The organism is Streptomyces sp. Act143, from assembly GCF_003143935.1.
Classification (GTDB): domain Bacteria; phylum Actinomycetota; class Actinomycetes; order Streptomycetales; family Streptomycetaceae; genus Streptomyces.
In genome coordinates this window covers 1,761,688-1,775,334 of record NZ_QFRX01000001.1, presented here as the reverse complement: position 1 = coordinate 1,775,334, position 13,647 = coordinate 1,761,688, and the positions used below count along the sequence as shown (strand labels likewise).

The window sequence follows — 13,647 nt, the reverse complement described above, 5'->3', positions numbered from 1 at the left end:
CCGACGGACCCGACGGATCACACGGAGCACCTCCACATGAGCACTCAGTCCACCACCATCCGCTGGGAGCAGGACCGCGACGGCGTCGTCACACTGGTCCTCGACGACCCCGATCAGTCCGCGAACACCATGAACCAGGCGTTCCGCGACTCCCTCGCGCATGTCACCGAACGCCTGGAGGCCGAGAAGGACTCCATCCGCGGCATCATCTTCACCTCCGCCAAGAAGACCTTCTTCGCGGGCGGCGACCTGCGCGACCTCATCCGGGTCACCCCGGAGACCGCGCAGGAGCTCTTCGACGGCGGCCTCGCCATCAAGCGCAACCTCCGCCGCATCGAGACCCTCGGCAAGCCGGTCGTCGCCGCGATGAACGGCGCCGCGCTCGGCGGCGGTTTCGAGATCGCCCTCGCCTGCCACCACCGCATCGCCCTCGACGCGCCGGGCTCGAAGATCGGCTGCCCCGAGGTCACCCTCGGCCTGCTCCCGGGCGGCGGCGGTGTGGCCCGCACGGTGCGGCTCCTCGGCATCACCGACGCGCTGCTGAAGGTGCTGCTCCAGGGCACCCAGTACAGCCCGCGGCGCGCCCTGGACAACGGCCTGGTCCACGAAGTGGCCGCCACCCAGGAGGAGATGCTCGCCAAGGCGCGCGCCTTCATCGAGGCCAACCCCGAGTCGCAGCAGCCCTGGGACAAGCCCGGCTACCGCATCCCCGGCGGCACCCCCGCCCACCCCAAGTTCGCGGCCAACCTGCCCGCCTTCCCGGCCAACCTGCGCAAGCAGACCAATGGCGCGCCCTACCCGGCCCCGCGCAACATCCTCGCCGCGGCCGTCGAGGGCGCCCAGGTCGACTTCGAGACCGCCCAGGTCATCGAGGCCCGCTACTTCGTCGAGCTGGCCGCCGGCCAGACCTCGAAGAACATGATCCAGGCGTTCTTCTTCGACCTCCAGGCCGTCAACTCCGGCGCCAACCGCCCCAAGGGCGTCGAACCGCGCAAGGTCACCAAGGTCGCCGTCCTGGGCGCCGGGATGATGGGCGCGGGCATCGCGTACTCGTGCGCCCGCGCGGGCATCGACGTCGTCCTGAAGGACGTGTCGGCGGAGGCGGCGGCCAAGGGCAAGGCCTACTCGGAGAAGCTCTGCGCGAAGGCCGTGAGCAGGGGCCGTACGACGCAGGAGAAGGCCGACGCGCTGCTGGCCCGCATCACGCCCACGGCCGACCCGCAGGACGTGGCGGGCTGCGACGCGGTGATCGAGGCGGTCTTCGAGAACCCCGAGCTCAAGCACAAGGTCTTCCAGGAGATCCAGGGCATCGTCGCCCCCGACGCCCTGCTGTGCTCCAACACCTCCACCCTCCCGATCACCGCGCTGGCCGAGGGCGTGGAGCGCCAGGCCGACTTCATCGGGCTGCACTTCTTCTCGCCCGTCGACAAGATGCCGCTCGTCGAGATCATCAAGGGCGAGCGGACCGGGGAGGAGGCGCTGGCCCGCGCCTTCGACCTGGTCCGGCAGATCAAGAAGACCCCGATCGTCGTCAACGACTCGCGCGGCTTCTTCACCTCCCGCGTGATCGGCCACTTCATCAACGAGGGCGTCGCAATGGTCGGCGAGGGCATCGAGCCCGCGTCGGTCGAACAGGCGGCGGCCCAGGCGGGCTACCCCGCCAAGGTCCTCTCCCTGATGGACGAACTCACGCTCACGCTCCCGCGCAAGATCCGCAACGAGTCCAAGCGAGCCGTCGAGGAGGCGGGCGGCACCTGGCCGACGCACCCCGCCGAGGCCGTCATCGACCGCATGGTCGACGAGTTCGACCGCCCGGGACGCAGCGGCGGCGCGGGCTTCTACGACTACGACGAGAGCGGCAAGCGCGTCGGCCTGTGGCCGGGCCTGCGTGAGCACTTCACCCGTGAAGGCGCGGAGATCCCCTTCGTGGACATGCAGGAACGCATGCTCTTCTCCGAGGCCCTCGACACCGTCAAGCTCCTGGAAGAGGGCGTCCTGACCTCGGTCGCCGACGCCAACATCGGTTCGATCTTCGGTATCGGCTTCCCTGGCTGGACGGGCGGCGTTCTGCAGTACATCAACGGCTACGAGGGCGGTCTGCCCGGTTTCGTGGCCCGCGCGCGTGAACTCGCCGAGCGGTACGGGGAGCGGTTCACGCCGCCGGCGCTGCTGGTGGACAAGGCGGAGAAGGGGGAGCGGTTCGCCGACGCGTGAGGTGCGGGCGGGGCCCGGGGGATCGTCCATCCACCGGGCCCCGCCCTCCCCGCATGCCGGAAGGGCCCGGCCTGTTCCGCCCCTCCGGCGCCCGCGTCGCTGAGCGCTACTCCCTGCGTGCCCGTGCGGTGTCCGGGGCGTCCGTGTCGCGGAGCGACGCGCCCTCCTTGCCCTTGCGGCCCCCGGCGAAGACGCTGATCTGAGACCCAGGTCCCCGTCCCCACCGAGGAGCCCCCATGGCCACCCGCCCCGCCCTCGCCTTCCTGGACATCCTCCGCGACGAAGGCGTGGACCGGGTCTTCGGCAACCCGGGCACCACCGAACTCCCCTTCCTGGCCGCCCTGTCGGAGACCGAGGACGCCCCCGAGTACGTCCCCGGCGTGCACGAGTGCGCCGTCGTCGCCATGGCCGACGGATACGCGCGCGCCACCGGACGCCCCGCCTTCGTCAGCCTGCACGCCGCCGCCGGACTCGCCAACGGCCTCATCGGCCTGCTCAACGCCCGCCGCTCCCGCACCCCGCTCGTCGCCATCGCGGGCCAGCAGGACCGCCGCCACCTCCAGCAGGACCCGATGCTCTCCGGCGACCTCGTCGGCATCGCGGCACCGGCGGTGAAGGCGGCGTACGACGTCCAGCACACCCGCGACCTCCCGCTGGCCCTGCGCCGCGCCTTCGCCCTCGCCGTACGGCCCCCCGCGGGGCCGGTGTTCCTCTCCCTCCCCGTGGACGTGTTCGCCGAGGACACGGAGGTCGAGGTCCCCGCCCGTACCCCCGCCCCGCCGCGCGGCCCGGCACCCGGCATCGAACGCGCCGCCGTCCTGCTGGGCGACGGCGCCCGGCCCGCGATCGTCGCCGGGGACGGCGTCGGCCGGGAGGATGCCGTCGGGGCGCTGGTCCGGGTGGCGGAGGCGTGCGGGGCGACCGTGCACCACCAGCCCATGGCGGACTGCCTCGACTTCCCGACCACCCACCCCCTGTACGCCGGGATGCTGCCGCCCCGCCACGACGCCATCCGCGCCGCCCTCGCCCCGCACGACGTCGTGCTGATCGCGGGAGCCCACGCCTTCACCCCCCACCAGTACAGCCCCGGCCCCGCGCTGCCGCCCGGCCTCACCGTGATCCAGCTCGACTCCGACCCGGACGAGATCGGCCGCAACTTCGCCGCCGACGCCGGCCTGGTCGGCTCCCTCGGCCCGTCCCTGCACCGCCTCGCCGACCTGCTCCGAGAGCGCGTACCCGACCACACCGCCAAAGCCCGCGCCCTGCACGCCGGCGAACGGCACGGCGCCGAGCGCGACCGCGCCGAATCCGCCGCCCGCGCCGCCTACTCACCGGCCCCCCTGGCGCCCTGGGCCGCCGCCCACGCCGTCGCCCACGGACTGCCGCCCGGCGCCGCGGTCGTGGAAGAGGCCATCACCGTGGGCCTGTTGCTGCGGCGCCTGGTACGACTCGACCGGCCCGGCAGTTACACCCACACCGTCGGCGGCGGACTGGGCTGGGGCATCGGCGCCGCCGTGGGCCGCGCGCTCGCCGAGCCCGGACGACCGGTCGTCGCCGTCCTCGGCGACGGCAGCGCGCTGTTCGGGATCCAGGGCCTGTGGAGCGCCGCACGGCAGCAGGCACCGGTCCTGTTCGTGGTGATGGGCAACGGCGCCTACCGCACCGTCCAGGACACCTACGCGGCGATGGGCGGCAAGGGAATCTGCCCGGGCACCGAGCTCGGCGCCCTGGACTTCACCCGCGCGGCGGACTTCTTCGGGGTGCCCGCCGTGCGCGCCGAGAGCGCCGGGCAGCTGCGGGAACTGGTCGCCGGGGCCGCGGCGTTGAGCGGCCCGCTCCTGGTCGACGTGCCCCTGCGCGAATGATCCGCCACTCACAGCCCCCCAGGGCCGGGGCTCCCGACCGATCGCCGCGATCTCCGTGACGGGCTGGACGCGGCGGCTGGACATGGACCGGACGGGGCACGGATGTGCGCGGCGGCAAGAGCACTGACACGCACGCTCTCGGCCTGAGCCTGAGCCTGAGCCTGAGCCTGAGACCGAGACCGAGACCGAGACCGAGACCGAGACCGTGCCTGAGATCGCGCCCGAGACCGCGCCCGAGACGGCGATGGCCGGCAACCCGTACCCCTGGCCGAGGGCCGGGGCGCCGGCAACGCCGACCAGGGCGCCCACCCGTCCCGCACCAGCAGCGCCCCGACGACCAGGACCATCGCGTACGCGCCGCCCACCGACAGGTGCACCTCGCGCATGGCGAGCGCGAAAGCCATCCCGCACGCCATCAGCGAGATGTGGACGGACTTCCTCGACGCGGACAACCTGCTGTCCACTGTCCACTGTCCACCGGGCAGCGGCAACACGGGCGTTCCGGCGAGTGGAATGCGCCCTTGCCCTCCGTCTGACGGGTCATCACACTCGCCCCATGGAGACGCGTACCGCCCTGGTGACCGGAGCGGCACAGGGCCTCGGGCAGGAGTTCGCCATGGCGCTCGCCGCGCGCGGCTACCGGGTCGCCGGGCTCGACCTCGTACCGCAGCCGCAGACCGCCGGCAAGGTCCTCGACTACCTGGAACTGGTCGGCGACGTCACTGACGAGGAGGCGGTGGAAGCCCAACTGGCGCGGGTCGTAGACCAGTTCGGCACCCTGCATGTCGTCGTCAACAATGCGGGGGTGTATCCGTCCAAACCCTTCGAGGAGACGACACCCGAGGACTGGCGCAGGGTCATGCGCGTCAACCTGGAGGCCCCGTATCTCGTCACGCGGGCCGCCCTGCCCTATCTGAAGGCGGCCGGCTGGGGCCGCATCGTCAACATCGCCTCCGCGGCGGTCTTCACCGCACCGCCCACGATGGTCCCGTACGTCGCCTCGAAGATGGGCCTGATCGGCTTCACCCGCGCCCTGGCCGCCGCGCTCGCCCCGTACCGGATCACCGTCAACGCCATCGCGCCCACCATGGTCCGCACCGCCACCGCGGAGCGGACCGTCGGCGCGGACGGCGGCTTCGAGACGGTCCGCGACCGGCAGGCCGTCCCCCGCACCCAGGAGCCGGCCGACCTGGTCTCGACGCTGCTGTACGTCGTCGACGAGGGCAGTGGCTTCCTGACCGGGCAGACACTCAACGTGTCAGGGGGTTCCGCCTACCTCTGACCCCTCGACCCACCCGCTCAGCTCCTCCCGCAGCGACCGCTGGAACGTGGTCAGCAGGGCCTGCACCACGATCGGGTGCATATGGGCCGACAGCGACTTCACGTCCTGGGTGTCCCGCTCGGACACCTCACCGCGGAACAGCTCCGCCAGCTCGTGCGCCGCCCCGCGCGCGTGCTCCACGAGTACGGTGCGTGCCGCCATGATCGACTCCTGGGACAGCGGTACGTCGAGCAGCCGGACGCCGAGCCGCAGCAGCCCCGAGTCGAAACGGAAGCCGTCGCCCGCGGGCTGGACGACGCCCATCGCGGCGAGCCGCTCGACGTCCGCGTCGCCCAGCGACCGTCCCGACCGCCGCTCCAGCTCCGCCCGGCCGGCCGTCTCCACGGTGTCCGGTGCCCAGGAGGCGACCACCGCACGGTGGATCGCGAGGTCGTGCGGGCTCAGGTCCGCCGGCAGCTGCCGCAGATGGCGTTCGATCGCCGCCAGTGTCATCCCCTGGTGCTGGAGCTCCTCGATGAGCTCCAGCCGCGCCAGGTGTTCGCTGCCGTAATGGCCCACCCGGCGCGGACCGATCACCGGCGGAGGCAGGAGTCCCTTGGTGCTGTAGAAGCGGACCGTGCGCACGGTGACGCCCGCCTGGGCGGCCAGCTCGTCGACGGTGAAGGTCGGCTTCCCGGTGTCGGTCGTCATGTGCAGCAGTATCGCTGTCTCACCAGTGCTGTGAAACCTCGTGAGCCCTCTGCGGCGATCACCGCCGCGGCGGCTGCGCCGACCGTGTGACATCTCCCGCTGTGTGAGGTCCGCCACCGCGTGACCTGCCAGGTTCGGGGGAAGGTGGCCCCTTGGTCTGTGCCTCGACCGGGGGGCTCAGGCCATACGTACGTCAGGACACCCGCGCGTGACCCGCCCGGGCGCCCCCGCACCAGAGAGTGGTACCACCTGTGAGCAAGGACGCCGTGGACACGGCAACAGCCACTGAGGTGGCCCGGACGCCCGCCGACGCGGGCGACGCCGGCTACAGCAAGGACCTCAAGGCCCGCCACGTCAACATGATCGCCATCGGCGGCGCGATCGGCACCGGCCTCTTCCTCGGCGCCGGAGGACGCCTCCACAACGCCGGCCCGGCGCTCGCGATCGCCTACCTGGTCTGCGGAATCTTCGCCTTCTTCGTGGTCCGCGCCCTCGGCGAACTCGTCCTCTACCGCCCGTCCTCCGGTTCCTTCGTGTCGTACGCGCGCGAGTTCCTCGGCGAGAAGGGCGCGTACGTCGCCGGCTGGATGTACTTCCTGAACTGGTCGACGACCGGCATCGCCGACATCACCGCGATCGCCCTCTACACGCACTACTGGAGCCTGTTCACCGACATCCCCCAGTGGACGCTGGCGCTCATCGCCCTGGCGGTCGTCCTCGCCGTGAACCTGATCTCGGTGAAGATCTTCGGCGAGATGGAGTTCTGGTTCGCGATCATCAAGGTCGCCACCCTGGTCGGCTTCATGCTCGTCGGCATCTTCTTGCTCGCCACCCAGCACGAGGTAGGCGGCACGACCCCTGGCCCGGGCGTCATCACCGACAACGGCGGTGTGTTCCCGCACGGCCTGATGCCCGTCGTCCTCGTCATGCAGGGCGTGATCTTCGCGTACGCCGCCCTGGAGCTGGTCGGTGTCGCCGCGGGCGAGACCGCCGAGCCGGAGAAGGTCGTCCCGCGCGCGGTGAACTCGATCATGTGGCGGGTGGCCCTGTTCTACGTCGGCTCCGTCGTCCTCCTCGCGCTCCTCCTGCCCGGATCGGTCTACTCGGCCGACGAGAGCCCCTTCGTCACGGTCCTGTCGAAGATCGGTGTCGAGGGCGCCGGCGATGTGATGAACCTGGTCGTCCTGACGGCCGCGATGTCGTCGCTGAACTCCGGTCTGTACTCCACGGGCCGCATCCTGCGCTCGATGGCGACGGCGGGCTCGGCCCCGAAATTCACGGCCCGCATGAACCGCAGCCAGGTCCCCTACGGCGGCATCCTGCTGACCTGCGCGGTGTGCGTGCTCGGCGTCGGCCTGAACTACCTCATGCCGAGCCAGGCCTTCGAGATCGTGCTGAACGTCGCCTCCCTCGGCATCATCAGCACCTGGGTGATCATCATGGTCTGCCACCTGGTCTTCGTCCGCCGCGCACGGTCCGGCCTGGTCACCCGCCCCGCCTTCCGCCTGCCGTTCAGCCCGGTCACGGAGATCGCCACGATCGTCTTCCTGCTGGCCTGCCTCGGCATGATGGGGAACGACGCCGAGGTCGGCCGCAAGACCCTGCTGCTGATCCCGGTGATCGCCGCGATGCTGGTCGTCGGCTGGTACGCGGTCCGCAGCCGGGTGGCGAGGACGGCCGACCGGGAGCTCGCCGACCTCACCGACTGATTCCCGGGCCACTGTCAGTGGCAGCGCCTACGGTGGCGTCATGTCGGAGATCACTTATGTCCGGGGTGACGCCACCGTGCCATCGGTGAAGGGCGTCAAGGTGATCGCCCATGTCTGCAACGACATCGGGGGATGGGGGAAGGGCTTCGTGCTCGCGCTGTCGCGCCGCTGGCCGGAGCCGGAGGCGGCGTACCGCGCCTGGCACCGGGGCCGGGCCGCGAACGACTTCGGGCTGGGCGCGGCCCAGTTCATCCAGGTCGAGCCGTATGTCTGGGTGGCCAACCTGGTCGGACAGCGCGGCATCCGCACGGGCAGCAAGGGTCTCCCCGTCCGGTACGAGGCGATCGACACGGCGCTCGGGCGGCTTGCCGACAAGGCCGTGGAGCTCGGGGCCTCGGTGCACATGCCCCGGATAGGGTGCGGGTTGGCCGGGGGCAAGTGGTCCCGCGTCGAACCGCTGATCGCCGAGCGGCTCGTACGACGGGGGATCGCCGTCACGGTCTACGACCACGGCGACTGACCCAGGGAGCGGTATGGACCTCATTCCGGTGGAGATCGGCCCGCTGAACCCCCAGGTCCAGGATCTGGCGGTCGGGGTGGTGCTGTTCGCCGTCTGCTTCTTGTCGCTGGTCCCGCTGCTGCGCCGGATCAACCGTGTTCTGGAGGAGCGCCGGCAGGCCACGGACGGGGTCACCGAGAAGGCCGAGGAGCTCCGTGCGGAGGCGGAGGAGGTACGAGCCGAGACGGAGGCCGAACTCGCCGAGGCCCGCCACGATGCGGCCCGCACCCGGCACCAGGCCGAGGCGGAGGGCGCCGCCCTCATCGCCGCGGCCCGCGCGGACGGCATCCGGGAACGGGACGAACTCCTGGCACGGGCGGCCACCCGGATCGAGTCCGACCGGGCCGCGGCGGAAGCCGAACTCCGCGCAGATATGCCCGAGTTGGCGGCGGAGCTGGCGAGCCGCGTCCTGGGGGAGCCGGTGGGCCCCGAGGCGTCACCGCGGGCGGCGGACGCCTTGTGAACGGGGTCAGCCCTCAGCGGCGATCGCCCGGAGCAGGCGCTCCGTGAGTTGTGCCGCGATGCTCCCGCCCGGATCGAGGCGCGGGTTGAAGACCGTGATGTCGAGACCCAGCGCGCCCGTGCCGGACAGGGCCGTACGCAGGACAGTCTCCAGTTCCTCCCAGCTCAGCCCGCCGTCCAGCCGGTAGTCCACGGCGGGCATGACCGCGTCGTCCAGCACGTCGACGTCGAGATGCACCCAGTACCCACCCCCGTCCCCAAAGCCACCCGCGCCCCGGCCCTCGACCGCAGAGCCACCCGCGCCCTCACCCCCGGCCCCAGAGCCACCCCCGCCCCCGCCCCCGGCTTCGTCGCCCCCGTCGGTCAGCAGTTCCACCGCACGCCGGGCCGCCTCGCCCGCCCCCAGCTCCCGTACCCTCCCCAGGTCCAGCGCGTGCAGCTCCCGCGGCAGCGGCTGCATCCCGAACACCGCCGCCTCCGCCTGGTCCCGGAAGCCGAGGGCGACCACGTCCCCGTCCCGGACCAGCGGCCCGAGCCCCTCCAGATCGGCGAGAACGGCGGGCCCCCGCCCGGTGGCCAGGGCCAGCTCCATCGAGGCGACCTCGCCGACCGGCTCGGCCTCCGGCTGGTAGAAGTCGGTGTGGCCGTCGAGGAACAGCAGCCCGTGTCTGCCCCGGCGACGCAGCGCCAGCAGATTGCCGAGCAGAATGCTGCAGTCGCCGCCCAGCACCACCGGGAACCGCCCGTCGTCCAGAACCCCGCCCACCGCGTCGGCCAGCCGCACGGAGTGCTCGGCGATCCCGGCCGCGTTGAGCATCCCGGTCTGCGGGCCCCGCTCCGGGTCGTAAGGGCCGGTTTCCACCCTGGCCGCCCGCACCGCGCCGAGGCCGTCGCCCAGCCCCGCGTCGAGCAGCGCCCGGGGCAGCTCCTCGACGCCGGTCGGCCGCAGCCCCAGTACGGACGGTGCCTCGATGATCGCGACGTCCCGCACTCCGACTCCCTCGTCAGGCGGCTCCGGCCGGTCCACGCGTCCGGCGCGTGGGCCCGCCGCAGACCGCGGGAGGGCGCGGAGCGCGGCAGCCCACGTCGGGCGAGGCGCCCCGCACCACCTGCCGAGTACCCCCTCAGCGCCGGTGTTCCCGCTCGTGCACGTGGTTCGTCGCCGCGATCTTCTTCCACGACTTCGGCTGCACAGCCGCCGCCGGGCCCGAGGTGCCCGCGACGGACGCGCTCCGCGCCGCCGGAGCGGACGGCTTCGACGGCAGGAACAGCCACGTGTCGAAGAGCGCCGACAGCGACTGCCCGGACACCTCCTCGGCGTACTTCCGGAAGTCCGCCACCGACGCGTTGCCGTACGCGTACTTCTGCGGCCAGCCCTTCAGGACGGCGAAGAACGCGTCGTCCCCGATCTCGTTGCGCAGCGCCTGGAGCGCCAGCGCGCCACGGTCGTAGACGGCGATGTCGAACTGGTTCTCCGGCCCCGGGTCACCCGGCTTCACGGTCCAGAACGGGTCGTCGGCCGGGTGCGAGGCGTACACGTAGTCCGCGAGCTCCTGCGCGGTGCCCTCGTCCTCGTGCTCGGACCACAGCCACTGCGCGTACCGGGCGAAGCCCTCGTTGATCCAGATGTCCTTCCACCCGGCGACCGACACCAGGTCGCCGTACCACTGGTGGGCGAGCTCGTGCACGACCACCGACACATTGGACCCGTTCGCGAACTGCCGCGGGCTGTAGAACGGCCGGGTCTGCGTCTCCAGCGCGTACCCGGTCGTGGTGTTCGGCACGTACCCGCCGAGCGCGTTGTAGGGATACGGCCCGAAGTACCCGCTCAGCCAGTCGGCGACCTCCCCGGTCCGCTCGATGCTGGCCCGCGCGGCCCCGTCGTTGGCGCCGAGGTCCTTGCTGTAGGCGTTGATGACGGGAATGCCGCTCTCCGTCGTACCCGTCGTGAGGTCGAACCTGCCCACGGCCAGTGTCGCGAGGTAGGTGGCCTGCGGCTTGTCGGAGCGCCAGTTGTAACGGGTCCAGCCCAGGCGTGAACTCGTGGACTGGAGCGTGCCGTTGGAGATGGCCTGGGTGCCGTCCGGGACGAGGACGGACACGTCGTAGGTCGCCTTGTCCAGCGGGTGGTCGTTGCTCGGGAACCACCACCAGGCCGCCTCGGGCTCGTTCGCGCCGACCCCGCCGTCCGGCGTGCGGTGCCAACTGGTGAAGCCGTACGCCTGCTTCGACGACGGCACGCCGCGGTAGCGCACCACGATGGTCACCGAAGTCCCCTTGGGCAGCGGCGACTTCGGTGTGATCTCCAGTTCGTGCTCGCCGGAGGTGGTGAACGACGCCTTCGCACCGTTGACCCGCACCTCGGAGACGTCGAGCAGGAAGTCCAGGTCGAACCGGGACAGGTCCTGCGTGGTGCGGGCCAGGAGGGTTGCCGTGCCCTCCAGTTCGTCCGTCGCCGGCTGGTACTTCAGCCGCAGGTCGTAGTGGGAGACGTCGTATCCGCCATTGCCGTAGGCCGGGTAGTAGGGGTCGCCGATGCCCGGGGCGCCAGGGGACCAGCTCGCGGCCGATGCCGGGATCGCCAGCAGGACGGACGCGGCGGCGAGTGCGCCCGGCGCGATGAGTCTGCGGTGCACGAAAGCTCCAAGTCGTAGGGGCACGAGGTCTGTTCGCAGCCTATTCATCACCTGTGGGCGCAATCATGTCCATGGCCACCCCCGTCACACGATCGCCATTCGGCCGTCATGAGCGACCCCGCCCCACGCACCTTTCCGGCCACACCTTCCGTCCCCCCATCGGCCCTCTTTTGCGCGGGAGTTGACCGCTGTACCGTCCGCGCATGCCGATACGCACGCGCTTCACGATCTGGAGACCGCTCGCGACGGCGGCCACCGCCGCCCTGCTGGCCACGTTCCTCACCCCGGCCGCCGCACAGGCCGCGCCGCGGGAGAGCCGACCCGTCTACTCCTACGAGAACGCCGTCCGCGAGGCCGTCTGGGTGGACACCGGCCTCGACGGGGACGGTGACGGCAAGAACGACCGCGTGGCCGTCGACATCGTCCGCCCCCGCGAACCCGCCGCGCAGGGCCGCAAGGTGCCGGTCATCATGGACGCCAGCCCGTACTACTCCTGCTGCGGGCGCGGCAACGAGAGCCAGAAGAAGACGTACGACGCGAGCGGCGACGTCGTCCAGATGCCGCTGTTCTACGACAACTACTTCGTGCCGCGCGGCTACGCCTTCGTCGGCGTCGACCTCGCCGGCACCAACCGCTCGGACGGCTGTGTGGACGTCGGCGGCCGCTCGGACATCCGGTCGGCGAAAGCGGTCGTCGACTGGCTGAACGGCCGGGCCACCGCCTACACGACCCGGGCCGGCACGACGAAGACCAAAGCCTCCTGGACCAACGGCAGAACCGGCATGATCGGCAAGAGCTGGGACGGCACCATAGCCAACGGCGTCGCCGCGACCGGCGTCGAGGGCCTGAAGACCATCGTCCCGATCAGCGCCATCTCCTCCTGGTACGACTACTACTTCCAGCAGGGCGCCCCGCTCTACGACTCCGGCCCCGACTGGCTCTCCGACTACGTCGACAGCCCCGACGCCCGCGCCAAGTGCGCCGCCGTGCAGCAGAGGATCGTCGACGGCGCCCCGCGCACCGGCGACTGGACCGGCTTCTGGACCGAGCGCGACTACGTCAAGGACGCCTCCAAGGTGAAGGCCAGCGTCTTCGCCATCCACGGTCAGCAGGACCTCAACGTCCGTATGAAGCACCTCGGCCAGTGGTGGAACGCCCTGGCGAAGAACGGCGTCGAGCGCAAGATCTGGCTCTCCCAGACCGGCCACGTCGACCCCTTCGACTTCCGCCGCGCCGCCTGGGTCGACACCCTGCACCGCTGGTTCGACCACGAACTCCTCGGCTACGACAACGGCATCGACCGCGAGCCGATGGCCGACATCGAGCGCCACCCCGACCAGTGGGTCACCTCCAAGGTCTGGCCCCCGCGCGGCACCAGCGCCACCACCCTGCGCCCCGACCGGGGCACGCAGCAGGGCGTCGGCACCCTGGGCCTCACCAAGGGCAGCGGCGCCGAGACCTTCACCGACAACCCGGCGCTGAGCGAGGCCGACTGGGCCGCGCAGATCGACACCCCCACCCCCGACAAGGCGGGCTTCGCCACCGGCGCGCTCACCCGGGACCTGCGCATCTCCGGCTCCTCGAAGGTCACCGTCACCGCCACGCCCACCACCTCGACGGCCCACCTCTCCGCCGTCCTCGTGGACCTCGGCCCGAACACCATCCGGGACTACGCGGCGAGCGGCGAGGGCATCACCACGCTCACCGAGCGCACCTGCTGGGGCGTCAGCACCGCTGGTGACAGCGCCTGCTTCAAGGTGACGCAGGCGAAGACGGCCGACGTCGACCACGAGGTGGTCAGCCGCGGCTGGGCCGACCTCGGCACCTGGGCGAACCCCGGCAAGGGCGTCCCGCTCACCCCGGGCAAGGCGTACACGATCACCCTCGACCTGGCGGCCACCGACCACGTCGTCCCGGCGGGTCACCGTCTGGCCCTGATCGTCGCGGGGACTGACAAGGACCTGATCGACCCGCCGTCGACCACCCCGACGCTCACCCTCGACCTGTCCCGCACGAAGGCCAGCGTCCCGCTGGTCGGCGGCGCCCCGGCCTTCGCGCACGCCACCGACGGCGCCGCCACCGCCGTACCGCAGGCCACGCCTCTCGACGGCCTCCAGGCGCCGCGGACCGTCCAGCGCGTCCCCGGGGAGCGCGACACCACCGGGTGAAACCCGGGTCATCTGCGGCACCTGTGGTAGGTCGTACCCATGGGTTTCGGGAGAAAGTGCCG

At 71.6% G+C, this 13,647-nt stretch carries 10 protein-coding genes; 7 read left to right on the top strand and 3 right to left on the bottom strand.

Going from position 1 to position 13,647, the window contains the following annotated elements; translation table 11 throughout:
- Positions 1-36 precede the first annotated feature (36 nt).
- The 3 genes from DI272_RS07955 to DI272_RS07935 all read left to right on the top strand — a co-directional run bounded on the left by DI272_RS07955 (position 37) and on the right by DI272_RS07935 (position 5,361).
- Positions 37-2,214, top strand: coding sequence for a 3-hydroxyacyl-CoA dehydrogenase NAD-binding domain-containing protein (locus DI272_RS07955; RefSeq protein WP_109494659.1), 2,178 nt, complete (start codon positions 37-39; stop codon positions 2,212-2,214).
- 236 nt (positions 2,215-2,450) lie between these two features.
- On the top strand, positions 2,451-4,079 hold the full coding sequence (locus DI272_RS07950) for a thiamine pyrophosphate-binding protein (protein WP_109494658.1): 1,629 nt from the start codon (positions 2,451-2,453) through the stop codon (positions 4,077-4,079).
- Between the two features lie 556 nt (positions 4,080-4,635).
- Complete coding sequence (locus DI272_RS07935; protein WP_109494657.1) at positions 4,636-5,361, top strand: SDR family NAD(P)-dependent oxidoreductase; 726 nt, start codon at positions 4,636-4,638, stop codon at positions 5,359-5,361.
- Here DI272_RS07935 and DI272_RS07930 read toward each other — a convergent pair.
- The gene (locus DI272_RS07930) at positions 5,338-6,051 is read right to left on the bottom strand and encodes a MerR family transcriptional regulator (protein WP_109494656.1); all 714 of its coding nucleotides are present in this window, start codon (positions 6,049-6,051) and stop codon (positions 5,338-5,340) included. The genes DI272_RS07935 and DI272_RS07930 overlap by 24 nt on opposite strands.
- Before the next feature lie 251 nt (positions 6,052-6,302).
- Between DI272_RS07930 and DI272_RS07925 the strand changes: the two genes are divergently transcribed.
- The 3 genes from DI272_RS07925 to DI272_RS07915 are packed head-to-tail and all read left to right on the top strand — an operon-like array spanning position 6,303 to position 8,782.
- Positions 6,303-7,760 carry an amino acid permease gene (locus tag DI272_RS07925; RefSeq protein ID WP_109494655.1) on the top strand — a complete coding sequence of 486 codons (1,458 nt, stop codon included), beginning with the start codon at positions 6,303-6,305 and terminating at the stop codon, positions 7,758-7,760.
- A gap of 40 nt (positions 7,761-7,800) precedes the next feature.
- Complete coding sequence (locus tag DI272_RS07920) at positions 7,801-8,280, top strand: macro domain-containing protein (RefSeq protein ID WP_109494654.1); 480 nt, start codon at positions 7,801-7,803, stop codon at positions 8,278-8,280.
- Between the two features lie 13 nt (positions 8,281-8,293).
- The gene (locus DI272_RS07915) at positions 8,294-8,782 is read left to right on the top strand and encodes a hypothetical protein (RefSeq protein WP_109494653.1); all 489 of its coding nucleotides are present in this window, start codon (positions 8,294-8,296) and stop codon (positions 8,780-8,782) included.
- 6 nt (positions 8,783-8,788) lie between these two features.
- Here DI272_RS07915 and DI272_RS07910 read toward each other — a convergent pair whose 3' ends face one another.
- The gene (locus DI272_RS07910; protein WP_109494652.1) at positions 8,789-9,772 is read right to left on the bottom strand and encodes an arginase family protein; all 984 of its coding nucleotides are present in this window, start codon (positions 9,770-9,772) and stop codon (positions 8,789-8,791) included.
- Positions 9,773-9,905: 133 nt separating this feature from the next.
- A complete protein-coding gene (locus tag DI272_RS07905; protein ID WP_181387117.1) occupies positions 9,906-11,417 on the bottom strand; it encodes a M1 family metallopeptidase in 1,512 nt (503 codons plus the stop codon).
- Between the two features lie 203 nt (positions 11,418-11,620).
- Here DI272_RS07905 and DI272_RS07900 point away from each other — a divergent pair, with 203 nt between their 5' ends.
- On the top strand, positions 11,621-13,585 hold the full coding sequence (locus DI272_RS07900) for a Xaa-Pro dipeptidyl-peptidase (RefSeq protein ID WP_109494650.1): 1,965 nt from the start codon (positions 11,621-11,623) through the stop codon (positions 13,583-13,585).
- The last annotated feature ends 62 nt before the right edge of the window (positions 13,586-13,647 follow it).

Excerpts from the sequence above, each read along its gene's own strand:
- DI272_RS07955 (WP_109494659.1), top strand. The coding sequence starts at position 37 with ATGAGCACTCAGTCCACCACCATCCGCTGGGAGCAGGACCGCGACGGC.
- DI272_RS07950 (WP_109494658.1), top strand. The coding sequence starts at position 2,451 with ATGGCCACCCGCCCCGCCCTCGCCTTCCTGGACATCCTCCGCGACGAA.
- DI272_RS07935 (WP_109494657.1), top strand. The coding sequence starts at position 4,636 with ATGGAGACGCGTACCGCCCTGGTGACCGGAGCGGCACAGGGCCTCGGG.
- DI272_RS07930 (WP_109494656.1), bottom strand. The coding sequence starts at position 6,051 with ATGACGACCGACACCGGGAAGCCGACCTTCACCGTCGACGAGCTGGCC.
- DI272_RS07920 (WP_109494654.1), top strand. The coding sequence starts at position 7,801 with ATGTCGGAGATCACTTATGTCCGGGGTGACGCCACCGTGCCATCGGTG.
- DI272_RS07915 (WP_109494653.1), top strand. The coding sequence starts at position 8,294 with ATGGACCTCATTCCGGTGGAGATCGGCCCGCTGAACCCCCAGGTCCAG.
- DI272_RS07900 (WP_109494650.1), top strand. The coding sequence starts at position 11,621 with ATGCCGATACGCACGCGCTTCACGATCTGGAGACCGCTCGCGACGGCG.